Origin of the sequence: Pseudomonas sp. BIGb0176, assembly GCF_024810175.1 — a bacterium.
Lineage (GTDB): Bacteria > Pseudomonadota > Gammaproteobacteria > Pseudomonadales > Pseudomonadaceae > Aquipseudomonas > Aquipseudomonas protegens.
The window spans coordinates 900,465-923,683 of record NZ_JANUEC010000003.1 but is presented as its reverse complement, the minus strand read 5'-3'; the positions used below and the strand labels follow the sequence as shown (position 1 = coordinate 923,683).

General features: G+C 60.4%; 28 protein-coding genes. 12 read left to right on the top strand and 16 right to left on the bottom strand.

The features are described 5' to 3' along the window. The first annotated feature begins 36 nt into the window (after positions 1–36). Complete coding sequence (locus tag M2395_RS22450) at positions 37–891, top strand: LysR substrate-binding domain-containing protein (protein WP_011062533.1); 855 nt, start codon at positions 37–39, stop codon at positions 889–891. Here the strand turns inward: M2395_RS22450 and M2395_RS22445 are convergent. Beyond that, a complete protein-coding gene (locus tag M2395_RS22445) occupies positions 881–1,630 on the bottom strand; it encodes a sulfite exporter TauE/SafE family protein (RefSeq protein ID WP_011062534.1) in 750 nt (249 codons plus the stop codon). The two genes, M2395_RS22450 and M2395_RS22445, sit on opposite strands and share 11 nt — an antisense overlap. 105 nt (positions 1,631–1,735) lie before the next feature. On the opposite strand from M2395_RS22445, the gene M2395_RS22440 reads away from it, so the two are divergent. The 3 genes from M2395_RS22440 to M2395_RS22430 all read left to right on the top strand — a co-directional run bounded on the left by M2395_RS22440 (position 1,736) and on the right by M2395_RS22430 (position 3,862). Then, positions 1,736–2,686, top strand: coding sequence for a LysR family transcriptional regulator (locus M2395_RS22440; protein ID WP_011062535.1), 951 nt, complete (start codon positions 1,736–1,738; stop codon positions 2,684–2,686). 76 nt (positions 2,687–2,762) lie between these two features. Beyond that, entirely contained in the window at positions 2,763–3,224 is a 462-nt protein-coding gene (locus M2395_RS22435) for a MarR family winged helix-turn-helix transcriptional regulator (RefSeq protein WP_053153230.1), read from the top strand. Positions 3,225–3,442: 218 nt separating this feature from the next. Next, positions 3,443–3,862, top strand: a complete 420-nt coding sequence (locus M2395_RS22430; RefSeq protein ID WP_015636541.1) for an organic hydroperoxide resistance protein — start codon at positions 3,443–3,445, stop codon at positions 3,860–3,862. A 71-nt stretch (positions 3,863–3,933) separates the two neighbouring features. Here the strand turns inward: M2395_RS22430 and M2395_RS22425 are convergent, their stop codons facing one another. After that, positions 3,934–4,506 carry an elongation factor P gene (locus M2395_RS22425; RefSeq protein WP_007931398.1) on the bottom strand — a complete coding sequence of 191 codons (573 nt, stop codon included), beginning with the start codon at positions 4,504–4,506 and terminating at the stop codon, positions 3,934–3,936. 48 nt (positions 4,507–4,554) lie between these two features. Beyond that, the gene (gene earP, locus M2395_RS22420; protein WP_053153099.1) at positions 4,555–5,688 is read right to left on the bottom strand and encodes an elongation factor P maturation arginine rhamnosyltransferase EarP; all 1,134 of its coding nucleotides are present in this window, start codon (positions 5,686–5,688) and stop codon (positions 4,555–4,557) included. 123 nt (positions 5,689–5,811) lie between these two features. Here earP and M2395_RS22415 point away from each other — a divergent pair, with 123 nt between their 5' ends. After that, positions 5,812–6,210: a hypothetical protein gene (locus M2395_RS22415; protein WP_123431291.1), complete on the top strand. Its 399-nt coding sequence runs from the start codon at positions 5,812–5,814 to the stop codon at positions 6,208–6,210. Between the two features lie 2 nt (positions 6,211–6,212). Beyond that, complete coding sequence (locus tag M2395_RS22410) at positions 6,213–6,695, top strand: GreA/GreB family elongation factor (RefSeq protein ID WP_015636543.1); 483 nt, start codon at positions 6,213–6,215, stop codon at positions 6,693–6,695. Between the two features lie 12 nt (positions 6,696–6,707). Here the strand turns inward: M2395_RS22410 and cysB are convergent, their stop codons facing one another. From cysB to M2395_RS22385, 5 genes are all read right to left on the bottom strand, one after another. After that, positions 6,708–7,682, bottom strand: a complete 975-nt coding sequence (gene cysB, locus M2395_RS22405) for an HTH-type transcriptional regulator CysB (RefSeq protein ID WP_011062541.1) — start codon at positions 7,680–7,682, stop codon at positions 6,708–6,710. Between the two features lie 111 nt (positions 7,683–7,793). After that, the gene (locus tag M2395_RS22400) at positions 7,794–8,294 is read right to left on the bottom strand and encodes a universal stress protein (protein WP_011062542.1); all 501 of its coding nucleotides are present in this window, start codon (positions 8,292–8,294) and stop codon (positions 7,794–7,796) included. Positions 8,295–8,389: 95 nt separating this feature from the next. Then, entirely contained in the window at positions 8,390–9,295 is a 906-nt protein-coding gene (locus tag M2395_RS22395; protein ID WP_015636544.1) for a 5'-nucleotidase, read from the bottom strand. Positions 9,296–9,326: 31 nt separating this feature from the next. Next, complete coding sequence (locus M2395_RS22390) at positions 9,327–10,283, bottom strand: putative 2-dehydropantoate 2-reductase (RefSeq protein WP_123431292.1); 957 nt, start codon at positions 10,281–10,283, stop codon at positions 9,327–9,329. Continuing rightward, on the bottom strand, positions 10,283–10,669 hold the full coding sequence (locus M2395_RS22385; RefSeq protein ID WP_011062545.1) for a co-chaperone YbbN: 387 nt from the start codon (positions 10,667–10,669) through the stop codon (positions 10,283–10,285). The genes M2395_RS22390 and M2395_RS22385 overlap by 1 nt, the downstream gene beginning before the upstream one ends. On the opposite strand from M2395_RS22385, the gene M2395_RS22380 reads away from it, so the two are divergent. Both M2395_RS22380 and M2395_RS22375 read left to right on the top strand, forming a co-directional pair. Continuing rightward, positions 10,668–11,102 (top strand): PilZ domain-containing protein, encoded by a 435-nt coding sequence (locus M2395_RS22380; protein ID WP_011062546.1) that lies wholly within the window; start codon positions 10,668–10,670, stop codon positions 11,100–11,102. The genes M2395_RS22385 and M2395_RS22380 overlap by 2 nt on opposite strands. Before the next feature lie 140 nt (positions 11,103–11,242). After that, positions 11,243–12,319, top strand: a complete 1,077-nt coding sequence (locus M2395_RS22375) for a 3-deoxy-7-phosphoheptulonate synthase (protein WP_011062547.1) — start codon at positions 11,243–11,245, stop codon at positions 12,317–12,319. A gap of 60 nt (positions 12,320–12,379) precedes the next feature. Here M2395_RS22375 and M2395_RS22370 read toward each other — a convergent pair whose 3' ends face one another. Continuing rightward, positions 12,380–12,661: a GNAT family N-acetyltransferase gene (locus M2395_RS22370; protein WP_011062548.1), complete on the bottom strand. Its 282-nt coding sequence runs from the start codon at positions 12,659–12,661 to the stop codon at positions 12,380–12,382. A gap of 641 nt (positions 12,662–13,302) precedes the next feature. Here M2395_RS22370 and oprI point away from each other — a divergent pair. After that, positions 13,303–13,554, top strand: a complete 252-nt coding sequence (oprI, locus tag M2395_RS22365; protein WP_003448337.1) for an outer membrane lipoprotei OprI — start codon at positions 13,303–13,305, stop codon at positions 13,552–13,554. A 126-nt stretch (positions 13,555–13,680) separates the two neighbouring features. Here oprI and M2395_RS22360 read toward each other — a convergent pair whose 3' ends face one another. The 3 genes from M2395_RS22360 to M2395_RS22350 all read right to left on the bottom strand — a co-directional run bounded on the left by M2395_RS22360 (position 13,681) and on the right by M2395_RS22350 (position 15,745). After that, positions 13,681–14,655: a L,D-transpeptidase family protein gene (locus M2395_RS22360; protein WP_015636545.1), complete on the bottom strand. Its 975-nt coding sequence runs from the start codon at positions 14,653–14,655 to the stop codon at positions 13,681–13,683. 134 nt (positions 14,656–14,789) lie between these two features. Beyond that, a complete protein-coding gene (locus tag M2395_RS22355; RefSeq protein WP_007931378.1) occupies positions 14,790–15,083 on the bottom strand; it encodes a hypothetical protein in 294 nt (97 codons plus the stop codon). Positions 15,084–15,139: 56 nt separating this feature from the next. Continuing rightward, the gene (locus tag M2395_RS22350; protein WP_019092884.1) at positions 15,140–15,745 is read right to left on the bottom strand and encodes an arylesterase; all 606 of its coding nucleotides are present in this window, start codon (positions 15,743–15,745) and stop codon (positions 15,140–15,142) included. A 10-nt stretch (positions 15,746–15,755) separates the two neighbouring features. On the opposite strand from M2395_RS22350, the gene M2395_RS22345 reads away from it, so the two are divergent. Both M2395_RS22345 and M2395_RS22340 read left to right on the top strand, forming a co-directional pair. Continuing rightward, entirely contained in the window at positions 15,756–16,439 is a 684-nt protein-coding gene (locus M2395_RS22345; RefSeq protein ID WP_053159705.1) for an ABC transporter ATP-binding protein, read from the top strand. Continuing rightward, entirely contained in the window at positions 16,439–18,943 is a 2,505-nt protein-coding gene (locus M2395_RS22340; RefSeq protein WP_123431293.1) for an ABC transporter permease, read from the top strand. Before M2395_RS22345 ends, M2395_RS22340 begins: the two co-directional genes overlap by 1 nt. Positions 18,944–18,976: 33 nt before the next feature. On the opposite strand, the gene greB is transcribed toward M2395_RS22340, so the two are convergent. After that, positions 18,977–19,450: a transcription elongation factor GreB gene (greB, locus tag M2395_RS22335; RefSeq protein ID WP_011062553.1), complete on the bottom strand. Its 474-nt coding sequence runs from the start codon at positions 19,448–19,450 to the stop codon at positions 18,977–18,979. 292 nt (positions 19,451–19,742) lie between these two features. Between greB and M2395_RS22330 the strand changes: the two genes are divergently transcribed. Then, the gene (locus M2395_RS22330; RefSeq protein WP_011062554.1) at positions 19,743–20,372 is read left to right on the top strand and encodes a response regulator transcription factor; all 630 of its coding nucleotides are present in this window, start codon (positions 19,743–19,745) and stop codon (positions 20,370–20,372) included. Between the two features lie 131 nt (positions 20,373–20,503). Here the strand turns inward: M2395_RS22330 and M2395_RS22325 are convergent, their stop codons facing one another. The 3 genes from M2395_RS22325 to M2395_RS22315 form a co-directional block, all read right to left on the bottom strand. Then, positions 20,504–20,824, bottom strand: a complete 321-nt coding sequence (locus M2395_RS22325; RefSeq protein WP_011062555.1) for a hypothetical protein — start codon at positions 20,822–20,824, stop codon at positions 20,504–20,506. A gap of 285 nt (positions 20,825–21,109) precedes the next feature. Then, positions 21,110–21,544, bottom strand: a complete 435-nt coding sequence (locus M2395_RS22320; RefSeq protein WP_011062556.1) for a DoxX family protein — start codon at positions 21,542–21,544, stop codon at positions 21,110–21,112. 103 nt (positions 21,545–21,647) lie between these two features. Further along, positions 21,648–23,069, bottom strand: coding sequence for a transglycosylase SLT domain-containing protein (locus M2395_RS22315; protein ID WP_053153112.1), 1,422 nt, complete (start codon positions 23,067–23,069; stop codon positions 21,648–21,650). Between the last annotated feature and the right edge of the window lie 150 nt (positions 23,070–23,219).

Here is a 23,219-nt window from a genome sequence, read left to right as displayed (position 1 = left end):
AATGCTTCCTGCCCCATGCATCTCAGGATTTGATCAATGTCCCAGTTCCCCAGCATCGACACCGAAGTGCTGCGCACCTTCGTCGCCATCGCCGATGAAGGCGGTTTTACCCGGGCTGGAGAACGGGTCAACCGCACCCAATCGGCGGTGAGCATGCAGATGAAGCGCCTGGAAGAGGACGTGCTGCAACGCCAGCTGTTCCAGCGCGACGGACGCCAGGTCAAGCTGACCGCCGAGGGCCAGGTACTGCTGGGCTATGCCCGGCGCATCCTGAAACTGCATAGCGAAGTGTTCAATACCCTGCGCGAACCGCACATGGTGGGGCTGGTGCGCATCGGCACGCCGGATGACTATGTGATGCGTTTTCTACCGGGGATTCTGTCGCGCTTCGCCCAGAGCTACCCGCTGATCCAGATCGAAGTGCATTGCGAATCGTCCAAGCAACTGCTGCAACGCCAGGACCTGGACCTGACCATCGTCACCCGAGAGCCGGGCAACGAGATCGGCCAACTCCTGCGCAAGGAGCGCTTCGTCTGGGCCGTGGCCCAGTGCTTCACGCCCCATGAACAGACGCCACTGCCGCTGGCGATGTTCAACAGCGACTGCTTTTGCCGGCTGTGGGCCTGCAACGCCCTGGATGCCATCGGCCTCGACTATCGCATTGCCTACAACAGCTCCAGCCTGTCGGCAATCATGGCGGTGGTCAGCGCCGGGCTGGCGATCACCGCGCAGCTGGAAAGCCTGATCACGCCGGACCTGCGCATCCTCGGCGAGAACGAAGGGCTGCCGGAGCTGCCCGAGGCCAGCATCATGCTGCTGCGCAACCTCAACCAGCCCTCGCCCATCACCGAATGCCTGGCCGAACACATCGTCGAAGGCTTCAAACTTTAAACGCCAGCATCACCGCACACACCACCAGGAAGCCGCAGAACAGGCCGCGCAACAGCCGCTCGGGCAAGGCGTGGGCGACCTTCACCCCCCAACTGATGCTCAGCAAGCCACCGGCTGCCAGCGGCAGACCGATCGCCCAGTCCACCTGATGGTGAAAGCCATAGGTCACCAGGGTGACCCCGGTGCTGGGTAGCGCCAGCGCCAGGGACAAACCCTGTGCTACCACCTGGGTGGTGCCGAAGACACTGGTCAGTACCGGCGTGGCAACCACTGCGCCCCCCACCCCGAACAGCCCGCCCATGGCCCCGGAAGCGGCGCCCAATACCCCGAGCCAAGGCCAGGGGTAACGCATCTCGCTGCTGGCCGGGGCACTGGCCATGAACATGCGCAGCAGGTTGTAGGCCGACAGCACCAGAAGAAAGGCGACAAAGCCGATGCGCATCTTCTGTGCATCGATGCCCACCGCCCAGATCGAGCCCAGCCAGGCGAAACTGAACCCCATCAGGGCCAGGGGCAAGGCGTGGCGCGCCTCTATGCGGTTGCGCTGGTGATAGCGCCACAGCGCGAGTAGCACATTGGGTACAACCATGACCAGCGCCGTGCCCTGGGCAATCTGCTGGTCCAGGCCAAACAGCACGCCGAGCACCGGAATCGCGATCAAGCCACCGCCAATACCGAACAGCCCGCCCACCGTACCCAACGCCGCGCCCAACAACAGATACATCATCAACTCGATCACAACCGCTCTCCTCACCTGAGAGCTGCATGCTACGCAGTCGGCCCTGGCACGGAAACGCATAGCAACGCACAATGGCTTTGCCGTTTTCGCATAAGCGAGCTGATCATGAATCCCAATACACTGACCGAACAACTGGGTCTGTTTCTTGATGTGCTGGAGGCGGGCAGCTTTTCCGCAGCGGCACGCCGCCATCCGCTGACGCCCTCCGCCGTGGCCCGGCGCATCGACAGCCTGGAAAACGCCGTGGGCACCACTCTGTTCATGCGTACCACCCACGCCGTGGTCGCCACCGCCGCCGGCCAGGCCTTTGCCGAACGGGCCCGGCGTATCGTTGCCGAGCTGCAACTGGCTCGGGCCGAGGCAGTTTCCCTGAGCCATGCCCCGGAGGGCCTGATCCGCATCGACGCCCCCGCTGCCTTCGGGCGCCGCCACTTGGCGCCGGCCATTGCCGATTTCCTGGTGCTCTACCCCGGGCTGGATGTGCAGTTGCACCTGATCGACAGCTTTGTCGACATGCAGGGCTCCCACCTGGGCAAGGTCGACCTGGTGCTGCGCGCCGGCCAGCGCGTGGACACGCGGATGGTCGCCACCTCCCTGGCCAGCATCGTGCGTATCGCCTGTGCCAGCCCCTCCTACCTGAAAAGCCGCGGCACCCCCAGCCACCCCGCCGAACTCAGCCAGCACGACGGCCTCGACTGGGATGGCCTGGCGCCGCTGTTCGCCTGGCGCTTCGAGCTTGACGGCCAGGTGCAGAGCCATCGTCCGCAGCGTATACGCCTTGGTGCCAACAACGCTGAAGCCCTGCTTTCCGGGGCCTTGGCCGGGCTGGGCATTGCCCACCTGCCCACCTGGCTGGTGAGTGAATACCTGCTGCGCGGCGAACTGGTGCCGCTGTTCTGCGAAGGCGGCCTGCCCAAGCCGGAAACCGCCGGCATCTACGCCTTGCGCATGGAACAGCACCCCAATGCCCGTAGCCGCCTGCTGCTGGAGTACCTGAAAAGCCGCTTCAGCCCGGTTCCGCCCTGGGACCTGGCATTGCAAAGCGCAATGGGCTGAAACCTGAGGAAAATTATCTGGCGCATTAAAGACTCGCCCGCTAGATTCATGACCATTAATGATCAAGGCCGCCAACATGACCACCGAACGCTCCCCCCTGGACTCCTGCGATCAACTGCTGCTGGACAACCAGGTGTGCTTTGCCCTGCACTCCACCTCGCTGATGCTGACCAAGGTCTACAAGCCTCTGCTGCAGAAGCTGGGGCTGACCTACCCGCAGTACCTGGCTATGCTGGTGCTCTGGGAACGGGACGGGCTGACGGTCGGCGAGATCAGCCAGCGCCTGCTGACCGACCCCGGCTCCCTGACCCCGCTGCTCAAGCGCCTGGAGGCCGAAGGTCTGCTCAGCCGCACCCGCAGTCGGGAAGATGAACGGGTGGTGATTGTCCAACTGACGGAACAGGGCCGGGTGCTGCGCGAGCAAGCCCGGGACATTCCCCAGTGCATCCTCGGGGCCAGCGGCCGGAGCGTGGAGCAATTGCGTCAGTTGCAGGAAGATTTGCAGGTGTTGCGCGGGCATCTGCAGGGCAGTCTTTGACGCTTTGCTGGCAAGCCAGCCCCCTATGGCTGAGGCTAGCTTCTCAACCGAAAAAATATCTTTTTAAGAATCAATGAGTTGCCCATGACTCAAGGCTAATGGAGGGGTTTTCAGCAAAATTTATCTTGCGCACTAAATATTAGCGAGATACATTTATTTCGCACTTACTTAGCGCGCAAATAATTAGCGCGAAAATCACCTACCACGAGGCTTCCACCATGCAAACTCTCTACACCGCCGTTGCAACCGCCACCGGTGGCCGTGATGGCCGCGCTGTTTCCAATGACCAGATCCTCGACGTCAAACTGGCCACCCCCAAGGAACTCGGTGGTGCCGGTGGCCAGGCGACCAACCCTGAACAGCTGTTCGCAGCCGGTTACTCGGCCTGCTTTATCGGTGCCCTGAAGTTCGTCGCCAGCCAGAGCAAGCGCAAGATCCCGGACGACGCTTCGATCACTGCCCATGTCGGCATCGGCCAGATCTCCGGCGGCTTCGGCCTGGATATCGACCTGCATGTGAGCCTGCCCGGCCTGGCCCAGGACGAAGCGCAAAGCCTGGTGGATGCCGCGCATCAGGTCTGCCCCTACTCCAATGCCACCCGTGGCAATGTGGATGTGCGCCTGCACGTTACGGTCTGAAACAGCAAATTCCAGGCATAAAAAAGCCCGACTCAAGGTCGGGCTTTTTCGTCTACAGGGGCGAGCCAGGTTTAAACCTTGGCGCGGCCTTTGTAGGAACCGCCTTCGCGGGTATCGATCTCGATCATGTCGCCGATTTCGATGAAGTCCGCAACGCTCAGCTCGGTACCGTTTTTCAGTTTGGCAGGCTTCATCACCTTGCCCGAAGTGTCGCCGCGCGCGGAACCTTCGGTGTAGTCAACCTGGCGCACGATGGTGGTCGGCAGGTCAACGGAAACCAGACGGTCTTCGAAGAACACAGCTTCGCAAACGTCGGTCATGCCTTCTTCGATGAACGGCAGAACCGCTTCGATGTCTTCGGCGTTCAGCTCGTACATGGTGTAGTCAGTGGTGTCCATGAACGTGTAGGTGTCGCCGCTGATGAACGACAGGGTCGCTTCTTTGCGATCCAGGATCACGTCGTCCAGTTTGTCGTCCGCACCGTAAACGGTTTCGGTCTTGTAACCCGTCAGCAGGTTCTTCAGCTTGGTCTTCATGATCGCGCTGTTACGACCGGACTTGGTGAATTCAGCTTTCTGAACCAGCCAAGGATCGTTGTCGATACGGATCACGGTACCGGGTTTGAGTTCTTTACCAGTTTTCATTGCGAATATCCGAATTTGGATGGGATTTACAAAAATCTAGGCCGCGTATCATATCCAATTTAGGTAAAACTGCACCAGCGCCGCAGCAAGATCGGGCTGGGAGCCTTGTTCCAGACACCATTGCTCGGCGTGCGCGGCGACTTCCGGCCAGTATTGCAGCAGGTTTTTCCAGGGTTCGGCCATCGATGCTTCGCTGTTCCAGGCCTGCCACAGGGCCAGCACTGCAGCCTTGGCCCCCAGGGAAAGGGTGCGGGTATAGAGGCCGAGAAAAGCTTCGAGCTTGTCCAGGTGGATGTCTTCATCCTGGCGATAGATGTGCCAGAGCATCGGACGCCCGGCCCATTGCGCCCGAACGAAGGAGTCCTCCCCGCGCACCGCGTTGAAGTCGCAGCACCAGAGCAGCCGGTCGTAATCCTCCTGGCGCACGAAGGGCAACACCTGAACGGTCAGCGACTGGCGTACCTGGGGACAGCCCGGCGCCAGCGGTTCCTCTCCCAGCCAGCGCTGCACATCGGCCAGCACGCGGCCCTCGGGCACCAGCAGATGAGTCGGCTGCCCGTCGTCGGCCAGGGCCTGCAACCAACTGGCAACCCCGGCATTTTCGTAGGCGAACAGCGAGATCAAGCGACTGCCGGCAACAGGCGATACGCCCAGGGATTTCAGGAAATCCAGCCGGGCCTGGGGCCTGCCCTGGAAATCCCGGCGCTGCTCGAGCAGCCCGGCCTCGCGCAGCAAGCCGCCGGTATCGGCCTGGAATCCGGGAAAGAAGAAGTACTTCTGCACCCCGCGAAACTTCACGGAAGGCAGGCCATGGCACCCGCCGACCCAGTCCTCGGCGCTCAGGTAGTCCAGGTTCAGCCACAGTGGCGCACGCGCACGGTCGGCCATGGCGTCCATGTAGGCGTGGGGCAACTGGCAGGCGAAAGCCGCGATCACCACATCGGCCGCCGCCTCGTCCGGCCACTGGGCGGGCCAGTGCCGCACCTGGACGCCATCCTGAATCTGGCTGGCCTTTTGGCTATCGATCTGCGGGCAGATCTTTTCGAAAGCGCGCAAATCATCGACCCACAGCTGCACCGCACATTGATGCTCGGCCACCAGTTGCCGGGCCAGGCGCCAGGTCACGCCGATGTCGCCGTAGTTGTCGACCACGCTGCAGAAAATATCCCAGGAGGCTTTCATTCCACTCCCCGATTGGCAAAGGCGCCGATTGTCCGCATAAATGCTCCTGCGCAGAAGAGCCAACCGCGATTATCTTCGTGCGACAATCGGCCCTTGCCCAACACCGCCCGCCAGGAGGCAGCCATGTCCCATCGTCCCACCGCACGTCGCTCCTTGCGCATCAGTTTCAACTTCCTGGCGCTCACCGCCAGCATTGCCCTGGGCCTGTGGCTGGGTTTCCTGGCGATCGCCCTGACCTGCTGGCTGGCCTCGCACTACCTTTTCAGCCAGCAATTGGCTCCGGTCGCACAAGCGGTGCAGCAGTTGGCAAAACCACCGGTGGCCGCGCCACCTGAGCCACAAAACCGAATGTTCGAGCAGTACCAGGAAAACCTGCGCAAGAACGAGGAACTGCAATCCCTGGACAACGCCCGCAGCAACCTGCGCAACCTGTCCAATTCCAAATGCCAGTTCTGGTTGCAGCAGGACCAGACCGCGCCGAGCGAAAAAAGCCGGGCCAACGTCCTGCAATTCTGTAATTGACCATGAATAAACAGTCCGTCTGCCAACTGATTCTGCAACAGCTCCGGGACGACCTGGAGGTCGCGGTGCGAGCGGCACAAACCGCTTACGAAACCGCCACCCACGAAGAAAATATCGCCGAGAACAAGTACGACACCCTGGGGCTGGAAGCTTCCTACCTGGCCGCCGGCCAGGCTCGACGGGTCGAGGAAATCCGCCAGGCCCTGGGCCTCTGGCAGAACCTGAGCCTGCGCCCTCATGACCCGCAGAAGGGGATTCAGATCGGTGCGCTGTTGGGGCTGGAAGATGAGAACGGCCACGAACAGTGGCTGTTTCTCGGCCCGGATGGCGCGGGCCTGAAGGTCTACGTGGTGGGGCAACTGGTGACCGTCATCACCCCCCGCTCGCCCCTGGGCAACAGCCTGCTGGGCAAGTTCGAGGACGATGAGGTGGAGATCGTGGTGGCGGGCGCCCGGCAACAGTTCACTGTCACCGAGGTCCGCTAGGCAGGCTGGGGATCAGTGGACCGGCAATTCGACGCCGTCGAACAGCTCTTCCAGTTCCTGCTTGTTATGGCAGGCAATGGCCTTGGCCATGACTTCGCGGGTCAGGTGCGGGGCGAACTTCTCGATGAAATCGCACATGAAGCCACGCAGGAAAGTGCCGCGGCGGAAACCGATCTTGGTGATGCTCGATTCGAACAGTTCACTAGCATCCAGCACCACCAGGTCGCTGTCGAGCTTGGTGTCGACCGCCATCTTGGCCACGATGCCCACGCCCAGGCCCAGGCGCACATAGGTCTTGATCACGTCGGCGTCGGCAGCGGTGAATACCACCTTGGGCGTCAGGCCGCGATGGCTGAAGGCCTCGTCCAACTTGGAACGACCGGTAAAACCGAACACGTAAGTGACGATCGGGTACTCGGCCAGGGTTTCCAAGGTCAACTTCGGCAGCTTGGTCAGCGGGTGGCCCTGAGGCACTACCACGCAGCGGTTCCAGCGATAGCACGGCATCATCACCAGGTCACCGAACAACTCCAGGGCCTCGGTAGCGATGGCGAAATCCACGGTGCCGTCAGCGGCCATTTCGGCAATCTGCATCGGCGAACCCTGATGCATGTGCAAGGCCACATCCGGGTACTGCTTGATAAAGCTGCTGATCACCGGTGGCAAGGCGTAGCGCGCCTGGGTGTGAGTAGTGGCGATGGACAGGGTGCCCTTCTTCTCGTTGGAGAACTCCTGGGCGATCTGCTTGATGCTTTCGACCTTGCGCAGGATCTCGCCGGCGGTGGTGATGATGCGCTCGCCGGCCGGGGTCACGCGGGTCAGATGCTTGCCACTGCGGGCAAAGACCTCGACCCCGAGTTCGTCCTCGAGCAGACGGATCTGCTTGCTGATACCCGGTTGCGATGTGTAAAGGCTTTGCGCGGTAGCGGAGACGTTGAGGTCGTGGTGCGCCACTTCCCAGATGTAGCGCAATTGTTGAAGCTTCATATCAATCCCTCAAAGCAGGTAGACGCCACGGGTATCAGCGACGGTATATAACTATATTAATGGTCAGGAGAATAAATCTAGAACTTTTATTCAGAATTTTCCATTCCATCCTCAGGTATCGCCCTGACGTCGACGCTGCACCAGAGGCACCAGGTAAACCGGGACTTTGGCCAGTTGCAGAACTCGCGTTGCGGTACGCCCCAAAGGTGTTTGCGCCCCCACCCCATGGCTGTGACTTCCTACGATCAGCAAATCCACAGAGAGTTTCCCCGCCTGCTCCAGAATCACCTGGGACGGGTCCCCCTGAAGCACCCGCACCGACTGGATCAAGGTCAGGTCCTGCATCCCCTCCCCCAGCTCCTCGCGAAAACTGTCCAGCACCCGTTGCTCTATATTGGCCATCACTGTATTCAGGCCCTGGCGGTGAAACTCATTCAACGACTGCTCATCCAGGTAGCTCTGCAACACTGATTCGGCGAACAGGCCCATGGGCTCCACGGCGTGCACTACATGTAAGTCGGCATTGAACGTTCGAGCCAGCTCCAGGGCATGTTGCATCACAAAGGGCGCATACAGACCGAGGTCAGTGGCATACAGCATCGAACGAATCATATGACCTCCTCAACTGCCAAGATGGCGGAGATTGATTCAGCTTAGCAGTGCCTGGAACTGTGGGAGGTCCGAGGAAAAACCACGGATTTTAGGATTCAAGCCTTGGTTTCGTTGCTTACGCCGTGCGGCACGTGACCGGTGGCGACCACTTCGCGAGCCAGCTCGCAGTGACCGGCCTGGTCGTCGAAGAACACGTCGGCTGCAAAGGCTTCGAGGAAGGCGGCTTTTTCCAGCCCGCCAAGGAACAGCGATTCGTCCAAGCGGATGTTCCACTCGCGCAAAGTGCGGATTACCCGCTCATGGGCCGGCGCGGAACGGGCTGTCACCAAGGCGGTACGGATCGGACTGGCCTCATCGGAAAACTCTCCCTGCAGCAGGTTGAGTGCCGCCAGGAACCCCTTGAACGGCCCGCCCGGCAACGGTTCTCGTGCCGACTGCCGCTCACTGGCCTGGAATGCCTCCAGGCCGCCGGACTGGTAGATACGCTCCGAGTCATCGGAAAACAGCACCGCATCACCGTCGAACGCGATGCGCAGTTCGCCATTTTCAGCGCGCCGGGTGCCGCCGGACAGAATGGTTGCCGCAGCAAAGCCGGCCTCTAGTGCACTGCGCACATCATCGGCATGGGTGGAGAGAAACAGGTCGCTGCCAAAGGCCGCCAGATAGGGATAAGGGCTGCGGCCGCCGACGAAGGCTGCTCGGGAAATGCCCAGGCCGTAGTGCTCGATCGAGTTGAACACACGCAACCCGGTGTCGGCACTGTTGCGCGAGACCAGCACCACCTCGACCCGGGCTCGGCCCAGGCTGGCATTCAGGCTGAGGAGTTTCTTGACCAGAGGGAAGGCATCACCGGGCTCGAGGACTTCCTCTTCATGTTCGATCTGGTATTGCCGATAGGCCTCGACCCCCTGGGCCAGATAGACCTTGTGGCTGTCGCCCAGGTCGAACAGCGCCCGCGACGAGATCGCCACCACCAGCTTGCCATCCAGGCCCTTTGCCATATTTCATCCCCTTAAAGGTAATAAGCCCAACTCAGGCGTGGTGCCGGTCGATGAAACTCAAGGCCTGGTACAACGCCTGGATCTTCGGCAGCTCACAACCTGCGACCCGCGCTGCCGCCAAGGGTGCAGCATAGATAGCTGCCAGCTCCAGAGGACGCTGGTGCAGGAAATCATGGTACATGCTGGGCCAGTAATCCGGCATGTGCTCGGTGGACTTGAACAGTTGCTGCGCATAGGCCGCAGGGATGACATGCCCGCAAGCCGCCGCCCCCTGCAGCACTTCCTGCATCAGGTCCTGGATCAGCTCGCGGCTGGCGGGGTCGGCCATCAGTGGCGTGGTACTGGCTCGGAGCAGAACCGACAGGCCGTTATACGGGACATTCCACACCAGCTTCTGCCAGCGCGCCTGCTGCAGGTTGCCCATGGCCTGGGAATCGAGCCCCGCCTCGCGAAACAGCGCGGCGCCCTCCTCGACTATCGCCTGGCTCAGGGTCGCATCGGCACTGGCCGGGCCACTGTGGTAACCCAGGTTTACCGCGCCAAGCGCCTGGTGCTCGATCTGCCCGGGCCCGGCGCGGTGCACACAGATAAAGCACAAGCCGCCCAGAAGATGCAGCGAATCGGGAAGCACCGCGCGCAGGTCGTCTTCGACATCCAGCCCATTCTGCAGCACCAGAACCTTGGCATCGGTGGCCGCGGCCTGAATGATCGCCGGCGCCAGATCAAGGTTGCTGGTGGTCTTGGCGCCCACCAGCAGCCAGTCGCAAGGCGGCATCTGTTCGGCATTGGCGTAGGCCTGCGCCGGCTTCAACGTCAGCTTGCCGTGCTGGCTGCTATTGACTTGCAGCCCATGCTCGAGCACTGCCGGATATTCGCTGCGCAATAAAAAGTGCACGTCGAAACCGGCACGTGCCAGCATCACCCCGTAAAAACCTCCGATCGCTCCGGTCCCGATAATGCCTACACGCGGTTTACGGCCTGCACCCATCAAGGCAACTCCTCTGGTATTCGATTAAGCGCCTGACGCAGGCTCTCGCTGAGATCCTGCTGCGTCAGGCGCGACTGTAGCGCTCCATGAAACTCACCGTCGCGGACCACGAACAAAGCCGGCAAGTGGAACACCTGATAGCGCTGAACCGCACCGCCATTATCGCCCGCATCGACCCAGCAAAGACGGTCGATGGGTAGCTCCAACTCCGGCAGCCGCGCCCGGGCCCAACGGCAACTGGAACAGCCGACACTGGTGAAAACAACCAGGGAAACGCCGCCCAGGCCCAGTAATTGCTGGTCGATATCGAAATCGGTCAGTTCCAATTCGAGCACTATACTGGGGGAAACAATGTCAAATGGACGACACTCGGAGTCTGCGGTCATGGGACGTTTTCTGCCTCATCCTGATGATGTTCCGGTTGAACTGACCTTGCGCAAGCACGCCTGTATTTCACGCCAGCGGTTGCACACTATCAGCCTCGGTGGCATGGCGTGCAATTACCACCGTGCCTGGCGCCGCGGTACCGCGCTGGAGGTGTACATGCCAACGTTGGGGGATAACGCCCGTTACAACGGCTATGTCGCCTGGTGCCTGAAACGCAAGCGTGGCTACCTGGTGGGCATCGCTTTCGTCGACGAACAAACGCTGTTCGGCGCGCGCATGGGTGAGCAGGTGTGCCAGATCGCCCGCTACTGTCGCCTGCATGAACCTCAGAGCGAACAGCAATGCATTGAGGCGCTGGCGCTGGATTGGGTCGAGCAGCACGCAGAAGACTATTCCGAAGACCGTGTGCACCAGGCTTTTGTGCAGCCATAGCCCAATAAAACCGCCACCTGCCCATTGTAGAGTCACCGGCTAACGCGCTAAGGTTCCGCTCCCCGACGCGCTCAAATCCGCTGTGCTCCGCCGCGCGGGGATCGCTGGCGGCCGGCACCCGTGACCTGACGAGTAACACGATGGCTGATTTACCGATCAACGACCTTAACGTCGCCTCCAACGAGACCCTGATCACCCCTGATCAACTCAAACGAGACATCCCGCTGAGCGACACCGCCTTGCGCACCGTGACCAAGGGTCGCGAAGTGATCCGCAATATCCTCGACGGCACTGATCACCGCCTGTTCATCGTCATTGGGCCCTGCTCGATCCACGACATCAAGGCAGCCCACGAATACGCCGAGCGGCTCAAGGCACTGGCGGCTGAAGTCTCCGACACCCTGTACCTGGTGATGCGCGTTTATTTCGAGAAACCGCGGACCACCGTCGGCTGGAAAGGCCTGATCAACGACCCTTACCTGGACGACTCGTTCAAGATCCAGGACGGCCTGCACATTGGTCGCCAATTGCTGCTGGACCTGGCTGAAATGGGCCTGCCTACTGCCACTGAAGCCCTAGACCCGATCTCCCCGCAATACTTGCAGGACCTGATCAGCTGGTCGGCCATTGGTGCACGTACCACCGAATCCCAGACTCACCGCGAAATGGCTTCGGGCCTGTCCTCGGCCGTGGGCTTCAAGAACGGCACCGACGGTGGCCTGACTGTGGCAATCAACGCCTTGCAGTCGGTTTCCAGCCCTCACCGTTTCCTGGGGATCAACCCCCAGGGCGGCGTGTCGATCGTCACCACCAAAGGCAACGCCTACGGCCACGTGGTACTGCGCGGCGGCAACGGCAAGCCCAACTATGACTCGGTCAGCGTCGCCGTCTGCGAGCAGGCCCTGAGCAAGGCCAAGATCAAGCCGAACATCATGATCGACTGTAGCCACGCCAACTCCAACAAGGACCCGGCACTGCAGCCGCTGGTCATGGAAAACGTGGCTAACCAGATCCTCGAGGGCAACCAGTCGATCATCGGCCTGATGGTGGAAAGTCACTTGAACTGGGGTTGCCAGGCGATTCCGAAGAACCTGTCGGAACTGCAGTACGGCGTATCGATCACCGATGCCTGCATCGACTGGGAAAGTACCGAGAAGACCCTGCGCGGCATGCACGCCAAGCTCAAGGACGTCTTGCCGAAACGCGATCGCAGCTGATCCTTTCCTGCAGACACAAAAACGCCGGGCCAAGCCCGGCGTTTTTCATGGTCGCCCCGGTCAGAGCTTTGCTGCGTGACGCTGATGACGCTCCATATAGCGCTCTACGTACGAGCAGGACGGAATCACTGTGTAGCCCATGCGTTCGGCGTACTCCAGCGCCTGCTCGGTCAGCGCCGCGGCAATACCGCGCCCACGCAGTGCGTTGGGCACGAAAGTGCGATAGATATCCAGGGTCTGCTTACCCAGGTCCATATAGGTCAGGTAGGCACGATGACCGTCCACATTGGTCTCGAACTGATGACCAGCCTGGTCATGGTGGATGGACAACGCCTCGCTCATCACTACTCCTTGCGGGTCTGGAATGCTGACCCCTACCTTACCGATGTTTTTCCGGCGAAGGAACAACTTACGCCACCTCGTGCCTGTCGGCCGCCCGTAGAAGCTCTCGCTCTTGCGCCATCAGCACGTTACAAAATATAGGCGCCATTGGCACAAATGCTCAAGCCACACTCGTCACAGATCGGCGCAAAACCTTGTTGAGGCTGAGTACGAGCCTTAGTCGGGATCGATACCTAAACGTCTTGAGACGGTACATCGCCGGATGCTGAAACATAAGACGAGCGACGCCTCTTAAAGTCACCCACAAGATGCTTAAACATAGGTTCAGGGCTGAACAAATTCTGAAGAAAAGTGCAGTCGACACAATATAGACCGACTTTAGCCTAGGCTCTGAAACAGCGCCCGGAAACTCCGATAACGATGCTGGCAAACAAGCAGCATTCGGCCCCGGAGCTTCGCCGCTGAATATTTTTTATACAACCCGCTAAAAAGTTGCTCGAAAAAGAAACAGCGCCTAGAATTTTTTTTGCTTCTTGCGCTACGTCAGTTTACTTACTACAAGTAATGGGTAGTATGTACGCCGGCTATTTCCTCACTCTGAGGTGATAGCTACTAATAGAAAGTCCTTGAAGGGGAACACGATGAACAACGTTCTGAAATTCTCTGCTCTGGCTCTGGCCGCAGTTCTGGCTACCGGTTGCAGCAGCGTATCCAAAGAAACCGAAGCTCGTCTGACTGCTACTGAAGACGCAGCAGCTCGTGCTCAGGCTCGTGCAGACGAAGCCTATCGTAAAGCTGATGAAGCTCTGGCTGCTGCTCAAAAAGCACAACAGACTGCTGACGAAGCTAACGAGCGCGCTCTGCGTATGCTGGAAAAAGCTAGCCGCAAGTAATAGTCCCTCGGGATTGTTATCGAGCCGATCCATTTTTTGGATCGGCTTTTTTATTGCCCGGAGTTCTTCACCGGCAATAAAAAACCCGCCGCTACCAGCAGGTATCGGCGGGTTGCACTTAAGCGCTTACTGCTGCAAATCGTAGGTCGCGTTGGACATTGTTGTCACAGGCGCTGTCGTCGGCACGGCGATCTCCACCGGCAAGCCATCTTCGGCTGCCACTACATCACGCACCACATCCCAGTTCATGCGCAGGTTGTTAGCCAGGTCCTCACGCTTGAGCAAGGCATTGATCACTGCGGTGTGCTTGTCGACCACCGAAGGATTGCCTTTGTCATCCAACGGCGTATGAGCTTCCAGGTAGACTTTCCCGCCGCTGATACCGAACTTGTACGGATCGTTGATGATGCGCACCGAAGTTCCCACTGGCACCATGCCGGCCATTTCCAGCACGTTGTTGTTGAGCATGCGGAAACAACCGTGGCTGGTGCGCATGCCGATACCGAACTTCTTGTTCGAACCGTGAATCAGGTAACCCGGCGTGCCAAGTGTGAACTTGAATGGCCCCAAGGGGTTGTCCGGCCCGGCCGGTACCACGTTCGGCAAGGGGTCACCGTCGGCGGCATGCTCGGCCTTGATCGACGCCGGGGGCGTCCAGGTCGGATTCGGGGTTTTCGCGGTAATGCTGGTGTGCGCGATCGGTGACCCCCAGCCTTCACGACCAATACCCAGCGGGAAGGTGTAAACCACGTTCCGACCCTTGGGGTAGTAGTACAGTCGATACTCGGCCAGGTTGATCACGATGCCTTCGCGCGGCCCGGGCGGCAGAATGAAACGCGTAGGCAGGATCACCTCGGTGCCCGCCCCCGGCAGCCAGGGATCGACCCCCGGGTTGGCCGCGACCATTTCCAGGTAACCCAGGTCGTAGGTCGTGCCCAGGTCGGCGAAGGTATCCTCGTACTTGGCCTTGATCACCTGTACCTGGCCGACGATGTCTTCACCCGGCGGCGGTAGAGGCAATTCCAATGCGGCAACAGGACCGGCCACACACAAGGCGGCGAGTGTCAGGCAGCGGGTGACGACAGGGAGGCGGGGCAACATCCGGATAATCCTTCGCATGAACAACGAATGAAAGAAACACGATTGTACACCCCGCCCTCCGGCTACGGCAGCCAGCCCGGGGAGACAAGCGCAGACACATGAATTCCCTGTCGAAACGGCCTGCTGGCGGCCGCCTACAACTCGAAACGCAGCTCAGGCCAGATTGGCGGAGTGCCACGTTTTTGCGACTCCAGAATCGCCCGGCACAACGGGCAGAGTCGCTGGTCCTGGAAAATCGTCCGATCCACGCTCGACCAGCGCGGTTGCGCGGGCAACAAAGTGCCGCACAAGGTGCGGTCGGCAGAGCCGCCCAACTCCAGTTGACGCGTCACCAGATGCACCCGAACTTCCTGGCAGGCGAACAGGTCAAGCTGCTCATCAGGCTCGATCAGTTGATAGGCAAACAGGGACCAGGCGGGACGCGGCATCGGGGGCTCCAAATCGGGGGCGCCACATTAGCCGAAACACTGTCACTAGAAAAGCGTCAAAGCAGCGGTTTTAGCGTCGGCCAGACATTTTCCAGCAACTTGCCCTGGGCCGCTGCCGCAGGGTGCAGACCGTCTGCCTGCATCAGTTCGGGATGCCCCCCGACCCCGTCAAGAAAAAACGGCACCAAGGCTACCTTTTTCTCGCTGGCCAACTGGCTGTAGACCTGGGAAAAGGCCTGGGTATAGCGCACGCCATAGTTGGGCGGCAATTGCATGCCTAAAAGCAGCACCTTGGCACCCTGGGCCTGGGAGCTGTCGATCATCGAAGCAAGATTTTGTTGCAATTGCCGGGGCGGCTGGCCGCGCAAGCCATCGTTACCCCCCAACTCGAGAATCACCACTTCAGGCTTATGCTCTGCAAGCAGCGCCGGCAGCCGCGCCTGGCCCCCGGCACTGGTGTCACCACTGACCGAGGCATTGACTACCCTGTCGTTAAAACCCTGGTCCTTGAGCCTCTTTTCCAGCAGGGCTACCCAGCCCTGACGGGTATCCAGGCCGAAAGCCGCACTGATACTATCGCCAACGATCAGGACCGTACCCGCCGCTGCGTTCTGGGCCATGCACATCAAGGCCAGGCCGGCACTCAAAAACCATACACGCATCGGATTCTCCATGGGCGCAAGCATTCTCACTGCGCGGAACCTTAGCAAAGTGGTTCCCAGCGCGGAAGGTGAACTGACCATCCTGCATGAACTCAGCCTCGAGCTGAACCAGGGCGACAGCCTGGCCATCGTCGGCGCCTCCGGCTCCGGCAAATCGACCCTGCTGGGCTTGCTGGCGGGGCTCGACCTGCCCAGCAGCGGCGAAGTCACCCTCGCCGGCCAGGCCCTGAGCCAGCTGGACGAGGATCAGCGGGCCCGTATCCGGGCCGAGCATGTAGGGTTTGTCTTTCAGTCCTTCCAATTGCTCGACAGCCTCAATGCCCTGGAAAACGTCATGCTGCCCCTGGAGCTGGACGGCCGTCGCGATGCCCGCGAGCGGGCCGCCGAACTGCTGCAGCGGGTTGGCCTTGGCCAGCGCCTTAGCCACTCGCCACGCCAGCTTTCCGGTGGCGAACAACAGCGGGTAGCCATTGCCCGGGCCTTCGCTGCCGAACCCGATGTGCTGTTTGCCGATGAACCCACCGGCAACCTCGACAGCCATACCGGTGAACGCATCAGCGACCTGCTGTTCGAACTCAACAAGGAAAGCGGCACCACCCTGGTGCTGGTGACCCATGATGAACGCCTGGCCCATCGTTGCCGGCGCCTGATCCGTCTTGAAGCGGGCCTGCTGGTCGCCCCTCTGGAGCCCTGATGGCACGTCTGCCGCTGCCGCGCCTGTTCAGCCTCGCTGTCCGCCAACTGTTGCGCGATGCCCGTGCCGGAGAGTTGCGAGTACTGTTCTTCGCCTTGCTGGTAGCGGTTGCGGCCAGCACGGCCATCGGCTACTTCGGTGCACGCTTGAACGGCGCCATGCTGTTACGCGCCACCGAGTTCCTCGGCGCCGATCTGCTGCTGGAAGGCAGCTCCCCAGCACGCCCGGAACAGCTCGACAGCGGCCTGAAACTGGGGCTGGATCATGCGCGGATAGTCGAGTTCTCCAGCGTCATTGCCACCGACAATGCGATCCAGCTCTCCAGCATCAAGGCCGTCGACGAAGCCTACCCCCTGAGGGGGCAGCTCAAGAGTGCCCCAGCCCCCTATGGGGTCGAAGAGCCCGGCGGCGGTCCCGCGCCCGGAGACGCCTGGGTCGAACCGCGCTTGCTGACTGCGCTGGACCTCAAGATCGGCGACAGCATCGACGTCGGCATGAAAACCTTGCGCCTGGCCAGGGTACTGACCTACGAGCCTGACCGGGCCGGCAACTTCTACAGCCTGACGCCCCGGGTCCTGATCAACCTGCAAGATCTGCAAGCCACCGGCGTGGTCCAGCCTGGCAGCCGGGTCAGCTTCAAGGAACTGTGGCGCGGACCGGCTCCGGCGCTTGAGGCCTATCGTCAACAGATCAAGCCGGCGCTGGCCGCCAACCAGCGGCTGCAGGATGCCCGCGATGGCAACCAGCAGATCGGTGGAGCCCTGGGCAAGGCCGAACGTTATCTGAACATGGCCAGCCTGGTAGCGGTGCTGCTGTCAGGGGTTGCAGTAGCCTTGTCGGCCAATCGCTTCGCCGCGCGACGCTTTGATGCCAGTGCCCTGCTTCGTTGCCTGGGCCTCTCACGCCGGGAAACCATGCTGCTGTTCAGCGTACAGCTAGGCGTTCTGGGTCTGCTGGCCAGCCTCAGTGGGGCGTTGCTGGGATGGCTGGCCCAGCTCGGCCTGTTTTACCTGCTACATGACCTGCTGCCCAACGACGTACCACCCGGGGGATTGCTACCCGCCATCGCCGGCATCGGTACCGGGCTGGTGGCCCTGGCCGGATTCGCCTTGCCGCCCCTGGCTGCGCTGGGACGGGTGCCGCCGCTGCGCGTACTGCGGCGCGACCTGCTGCCAATCCCCTCCAGCGCCTGGATGATCTACGGCGCCGCTCTGTTGGCCCTGGGCCTGATCATGTGGCGCTTGAGCCTGGACCTGGTGCTGACCTTCGCCCTGCTGGGCGGTGGCCTGCTGGCGGCACTGGTATTGGGTGGCTTGTTGCTGCTGCTGTTACAAAGCCTGCGGCGCCTGCTAGCCCGCGCCGCCCTGCCGTGGCGCCTGGGCCTGGGCCAGTTGCTGCGTCACCCCCTGGCTGCGGCCGGGCAATCCCTGGCTTTCGGCCTGATTCTGTTGTCCATGGCGCTGATTGCCCTGCTGCGGGGCGAACTGCTGGACACCTGGCAAAACCAATTGCCGAAAAATGCCCCCAACTACTTCGCACTGAACATTCTGCCGGCGGAAAAACAGGCCTTCAGCGAGCGCCTGGTGCAGCTCTCCGCCCCTTCGGCGCCCTTGTACCCCGTGGTTCCGGGGCGCCTGGTGAGCATCAATGGCGAGCCGGTAAGGGAGATCGTCAGCAAGGATTCCAGCGGTGATCGGGCCATACAACGCGATCTGAGCCTGACCTGGGCCGCCGATCTGCCCAGCGGCAACAGCATTATCGAGGGCAGTTGGTGGTCAGCCCAGCCGGATGACGGGTTGCCCGGCGTCTCGGTCGAGGCCAAGGTGGCGCAGAGCCTGAAGCTGAAGCTGGGTGATCACCTGACCTTCACGGTCGCCGGCGCCAACCGGGAGGCCCGGGTCACCAGCCTGCGCAGCATCAACTGGGACAACTTCCAGCCGAACTTCTTCATGATCTTCCAACCGGGCACCTTGAAGGATCTGCCCGCAACCTACTTGACCAGCTTCTACCTGAGTCCTGGTCACGATCAGCAGATTGTCGAGCTGTCCCGGGCCTTCCCGGCCGTGACCATCCTTCAGGTCGAAGCCCTGCTGGAACAACTGCGCAGCATCCTGGCCCAGGTCACCCTGGCGGTGGAGTATGTGTTGCTGTTTGTCCTGGCGGCAGGAATGGCAGTGCTGTTTTCCGGACTCCAGGCCACCCTGGACGAACGCATTCGCCAGGGGGCGCTGCTGCGTGCCCTCGGGGCCGAGCGGCAACTGCTGGTGAAAGCCAGGCGGATCGAGTTCGGCCTGCTGGGCGCAGTCAGCGGCCTGCTGGCGGCACTGGGGTGCGAACTGGTCAGCCTGGTGCTCTACCGGTTCGCTTTCGATCTGCCCTGGCACCCGCATCCATGGCTGTTACTGTTGCCTCTGGTGGGGGCGCTGCTAGTAGGCGGGGCGGGAGTTTTCGGTACCCGTCGAGCATTGAACGCCAGCCCGCTGAATGTATTGCGCGAAGGTTGAAAGCCCAAGGCTCGCCTGCCCAGGTCGGCGAGCCTACTTCACATAATCGATCTGGTTGATCCACCAGCAGGTTTCACCTGCCGGGGTGTGGACAACGGCCTCGTCACCCACTTCCTTCTTCAGTAACGCCCTGGCCATGGGCGAGTCGATGGAGATGTAGTCCTTGCGCAGGTAGATCTCGTCGTAACCGACGATACGAAAGCGCTTGATCTCGGCCGCCTCGTTTTCGACTTCGACCCAAGCACCAAAGAACACCCGTCCCTCCTGTTCCGGCGCGTAGGAAACCACCTTCATGTCTTCCAGGCGCTTGCGTATGTAGCGCACCCGACGATCGATTTCCCGCAGAAGCTTCTTGTTGTACTGATAGTCCGCATTCTCGCTGCGATCGCCCAGCGAGGCCGCCCAGGTGACCTTCTGCGTGATATCCGGGCGCTTCTCCCGCCATAAATAGTCCAGCTCTTGTTTCAGAGCGTCGTAACCATCCTGTGTGATGAGCTTGGTACTCAATTGGCTAATCAGCCTCCAGCCTTATGCATGCTGCGCATTAGTTGTATGAGCCGACAAAGCCGGCACGTCATGTGCGGCATCTGCCACCGATCTATGGACATCACTATCAGATTTGTCCGATTTAGATTTCAGAGAGGTCAGCCAATCATAGGTCCAAACAGCCGAGCCGTACGGCCCAGGGCATAGGTTCGACAAGAGCGTCGGCAATCGGCACGCCACACTGCTTGATACCCATTCCCCACAGAGCTAGCCAATAACTACCAACACCTCAAAAACAAAGGGAAAGTACCACATGGGCAACATCATTATCGTCGATGACCATCCACTGATCAGACTGGCCATCAGGTCGGTACTGGATCCTCATCATCACAATATCGTCGCCGAAGCCGACAACGGTGCCGATGCCGTGCAACTGGTGCGCAAACACCTGCCGGACCTGCTGATCCTCGACCTGGGCATCCCCAACCTGGATGGTTTCTCGGTCATCGCGCACATCAAGTCCGCCGGGCTGCACGTCAAGACCCTGGTACTGACCTCAAGTGATTCGAAAAACTTCGCCCTGCGCTGCCTGCAAGCCGGAGCCGCAGGCTTTCTGTGCAAGACCGAGAACCTTCACGAATTGGCCAATGCGGTAAAGGCCATCCTTTCCGGGTACAGCTACTTTCCGGAAGACACCATTAATATCCTGCAGCAGAACACCAACGCCGCCAACCAGGAGAGTGTGTTGATTTCCCGCCTGACCGACCGCGAAATAACAGTGCTGAAACTGCTGGCTACCGGTCTGAACAACCAACAGATTGCCGATGCGCTGTTGATCAGTCACAAGACCGTCAGCACCTACAAAGTGCGGTTACTCAAGCGTTTCAATGTTTCCAACCTGGTGGCCTTGGCCGAATTGGCCAAACGCAATGCCGTAGTTTGATCATCAAGCCATTAATCGCCACCAAATGACGGACAGCCGCCACGACTGAAGACGCTCCAGTCGGTTTCTGTTCAATGGAATTCCGATCTGTCCAAGGCGCAGTTCAGCAGCCGTGATGCACTACCGGCGGGTCAACTGCTGAACTGGCGGCGGATGATCAACCCCTGGCGAGCGACGCGGGTCAGTTGCTTGATGACTTCAGCAGCATCCGCAGCACTGGGTGCCGGAATGACCGCCAGATCGAAGCTGTCACTGGCAAAGCGTGCCAGGGACTCACCTTCTTCGACAAATTGAATCAGAAACGCCGCTGGGCCCGGGGAACGTCGTGGCCAACCGTCGAGATAACGCAATAGTGTGGGCTGGTGCTTGCCACCCAGGAGGATTTTCGGATTGCGCTGGGAAAGACTCGCCGTGATCGGCGCAAGACGTACAAGGGGGCGTGGTGCATTCATCGTATTGTGTCTCTGCCTCAGATTTCTGCCGGGCAGGTGAGAGGCAACACCGAACCAGCGCTTTAGCGGTATTTCGAAGCCTGACTATAGCTTCTATCAGTGATCTTTCGACTCACCTGGCGCCCCGCAAGTAGCTGTTTAAATCGGCGCATGAGCAGCATCCTAGAGAAGCCGACAGGTCAGTGTCAAGATTTGTCAGCAACGAAAAAGGCCTGCATTCGCAGGCCTGGGATAACTTTGCCGACGGCTGATCCAGAGCCTCTGGAACACCGCCCGCGCATCGACTTACTTGGCGATTGCCGCATCCAGAGACAGCTTGCCGGCCCCCTCAATCAGAACTGCGACAGTGCCGCCAAGCAGTGCCAGAGCGAACTCATAACCGTTGTTGGCCATGAACAGGCCATGGCTGATATGCACCGAGAAAATCGCCACCAGCAAGGTAAACGACAGGCCCAATGCAGCGGGACGCGCCAGCAGGCCAATGATCAATGCCAGACCGGCAAAGAACTCGGTCCCCCCCGATAACAACGCCATCAAATAGCCGGGAGCCAGACCGATACTCTCCATCCACTGCGCCGTTCCCGCCAGACCGCCACCACCAAACCAGCCAAAGAGTTTCTGCGAGCCGTGCGCCACGAAGATGATGCCGACGAAGATCCGCAGTACGGTCAAGCCGTAGCCCGCGCGAGTGCCCAGTAGCTTGTTGGTCAGTGTGCTCATGCTGTGTAGTCCTGTGTGAAGGTAGGAAAGTTGGTCGCCATACTAATCAGTTTTAATCATGTTAAAAGCGGAAATTACCCAAGCTAATAATCGATTTTTTAGATTATTTACGTGACGCAACTTTTCGCTCCGGAGGCTCCAGGGAGTCTCGTTCACGATCAAAGGCCAGATAGTATTTGTTGACGCTATTAACATAGCTGACGGCCCCCATGCCCACTTGCTCCATGGCGATGCGCTCCACCTGAAAGAACCACTGGTTGGGGTTGAGCCCCCGCCGCCGGGCTTCACTGCGCATACCCTGCACCCGCTCCGGCCCCATGTTGTAGGCCGCCAGCACAAATGCCATGCGCTCGCGCTCATTGAGTTTGGGGCTGGCAAAAAATTTACGGCGAATCATCGCCAGGTACTTGGCCCCTGCCTGCACATTGCTATCTACGGACTGAATATTGTTGACCCCGACCCGCTGCGCTGCCGAAGGCGTGATCTGCATCAGCCCGGTAGGGCCGCTGCCGCTTCTGGAAGGGGGTTGCAACGCTGACTCCTTGAACGCCAGCGCCGCCAGGTTCAGCCAGTCCATGCCCTGTTCGCCGGCATGCTTCTGCAAAACCGGACGCAGTTTTTCCAGACGCTGACGGTCGGCCCGGGCCAGGGGATAGTGCACCTGATACTGGCGTCGGTAGATACGCAGGAACGCCACATCCTGATCCACCGGCGCCTTATAGGTCTTGAGGAAGCGGTCGATACTCGCCCGCAGCATCGACGCATCGCGCCGGACAAACCAGTGTTCTTCACCCGGCTCACTGATCTTCAACTGCCTGTCCAAACGCAATTTGGGCAGGATCTTGCTCCAGCGTTCGGCAATCGGCTGCTCGACAACCGTCAGGTGAAAAATGCCGCCCTGGACCATTTCCAGCACATCCTCCACCGCCAGGCTGGGGTCGACCCACTCCACCTTGATCGGCGCCAGCTTGTGCAGGGCCAGCTTCTGATTGATCTGGCTGACCGCGTCCCCCGCCGCACTACCGGTAGTCAGGGTCAGGGTCTTGCCGGACAGCTGTTCGATCCGTGTATAACGGCGCTCACCCTTGATCCCGATCAGCAGCAGGGGAACATTACTGACGATCGGGTCGCTGGAGCTGACCGCATTTCCGGGCTGGGCTTCCAGCAGCTCACCAGGCGCCACCAGGTCGCCCTCGCCCCGCTGCAATGCACCCAGCAATTGATCCTTGGCTTTGGGAATGATCTTCAGGCTGATTTCCTGGCCGTCGCGAGCATGGCCATTGAGGTACTGCTCGAACGAGCGCAGGCGGTGGTACTCGACACCTATGGCCTGGCCCTGGACTTCTCCGGAGCTATTGCGGCTCTGATTGACCAGCACCCGGAGTACCCGGCTGCTGCGGATTTCCGCCAGGTCGCGCACTTTTCCCGTGGCGTGTGCTTCCAGTGGCCCGGGCAAGCGCGCCAGCGCCGGCGAGGGCAGCAGCAATGACAGGCACAGCGCGAGCAATATCGAGGATCGGGTCATCCGTTCTCCGCAAAGAATACTGTTCAACCCTTCGTCGCTTTTTGAAGAATTGATTGCCAGAAACAGAGCGCCTTGAGCGCTGGCAAGCTGCGAAAGACCCGTGCAATGGCGCTGAAGAACGTGGCCGTTGCTCTGGTCCGGCAGCAAAAG

Excerpts from the sequence above, each read along its gene's own strand:
- M2395_RS22415 (WP_123431291.1), top strand. The coding sequence starts at position 5,812 with ATGTCCCATCGTCCCACCGCACGTCGCTCCTTGCGCATCAGTTTCAAC.
- M2395_RS22400 (WP_011062542.1), bottom strand. The coding sequence starts at position 8,294 with ATGATTCGTTCGATGCTGTATGCCACTGACCTCGGTCTGTATGCGCCC.
- M2395_RS22395 (WP_015636544.1), bottom strand. The coding sequence starts at position 9,295 with ATGGCAAAGGGCCTGGATGGCAAGCTGGTGGTGGCGATCTCGTCGCGG.
- M2395_RS22375 (WP_011062547.1), top strand. The coding sequence starts at position 11,243 with ATGGCTGATTTACCGATCAACGACCTTAACGTCGCCTCCAACGAGACC.
- M2395_RS22385 (WP_011062545.1), bottom strand. The coding sequence starts at position 10,669 with ATGACCGCAGACTCCGAGTGTCGTCCATTTGACATTGTTTCCCCCAGT.
- M2395_RS22440 (WP_011062535.1), top strand. The coding sequence starts at position 1,736 with ATGAATCCCAATACACTGACCGAACAACTGGGTCTGTTTCTTGATGTG.
- M2395_RS22430 (WP_015636541.1), top strand. The coding sequence starts at position 3,443 with ATGCAAACTCTCTACACCGCCGTTGCAACCGCCACCGGTGGCCGTGAT.
- M2395_RS22380 (WP_011062546.1), top strand. The coding sequence starts at position 10,668 with ATGGGACGTTTTCTGCCTCATCCTGATGATGTTCCGGTTGAACTGACC.
- M2395_RS22390 (WP_123431292.1), bottom strand. The coding sequence starts at position 10,283 with ATGGGTGCAGGCCGTAAACCGCGTGTAGGCATTATCGGGACCGGAGCG.
- M2395_RS22360 (WP_015636545.1), bottom strand. The coding sequence starts at position 14,655 with ATGTTGCCCCGCCTCCCTGTCGTCACCCGCTGCCTGACACTCGCCGCC.
- M2395_RS22435 (WP_053153230.1), top strand. The coding sequence starts at position 2,763 with ATGACCACCGAACGCTCCCCCCTGGACTCCTGCGATCAACTGCTGCTG.
- M2395_RS22345 (WP_053159705.1), top strand. The coding sequence starts at position 15,756 with ATGGGCGCAAGCATTCTCACTGCGCGGAACCTTAGCAAAGTGGTTCCC.
- M2395_RS22410 (WP_015636543.1), top strand. The coding sequence starts at position 6,213 with ATGAATAAACAGTCCGTCTGCCAACTGATTCTGCAACAGCTCCGGGAC.
- M2395_RS22320 (WP_011062556.1), bottom strand. The coding sequence starts at position 21,544 with ATGAGCACACTGACCAACAAGCTACTGGGCACTCGCGCGGGCTACGGC.
- cysB (WP_011062541.1), bottom strand. The coding sequence starts at position 7,682 with ATGAAGCTTCAACAATTGCGCTACATCTGGGAAGTGGCGCACCACGAC.
- oprI (WP_003448337.1), top strand. The coding sequence starts at position 13,303 with ATGAACAACGTTCTGAAATTCTCTGCTCTGGCTCTGGCCGCAGTTCTG.
- M2395_RS22340 (WP_123431293.1), top strand. The coding sequence starts at position 16,439 with ATGGCACGTCTGCCGCTGCCGCGCCTGTTCAGCCTCGCTGTCCGCCAA.
- M2395_RS22450 (WP_011062533.1), top strand. The coding sequence starts at position 37 with ATGTCCCAGTTCCCCAGCATCGACACCGAAGTGCTGCGCACCTTCGTC.
- M2395_RS22425 (WP_007931398.1), bottom strand. The coding sequence starts at position 4,506 with ATGAAAACTGGTAAAGAACTCAAACCCGGTACCGTGATCCGTATCGAC.
- M2395_RS22315 (WP_053153112.1), bottom strand. The coding sequence starts at position 23,069 with ATGACCCGATCCTCGATATTGCTCGCGCTGTGCCTGTCATTGCTGCTG.
- M2395_RS22325 (WP_011062555.1), bottom strand. The coding sequence starts at position 20,824 with ATGAATGCACCACGCCCCCTTGTACGTCTTGCGCCGATCACGGCGAGT.
- M2395_RS22370 (WP_011062548.1), bottom strand. The coding sequence starts at position 12,661 with ATGAGCGAGGCGTTGTCCATCCACCATGACCAGGCTGGTCATCAGTTC.
- M2395_RS22350 (WP_019092884.1), bottom strand. The coding sequence starts at position 15,745 with ATGCGTGTATGGTTTTTGAGTGCCGGCCTGGCCTTGATGTGCATGGCC.
- earP (WP_053153099.1), bottom strand. The coding sequence starts at position 5,688 with ATGAAAGCCTCCTGGGATATTTTCTGCAGCGTGGTCGACAACTACGGC.
- M2395_RS22330 (WP_011062554.1), top strand. The coding sequence starts at position 19,743 with ATGGGCAACATCATTATCGTCGATGACCATCCACTGATCAGACTGGCC.
- M2395_RS22355 (WP_007931378.1), bottom strand. The coding sequence starts at position 15,083 with ATGCCGCGTCCCGCCTGGTCCCTGTTTGCCTATCAACTGATCGAGCCT.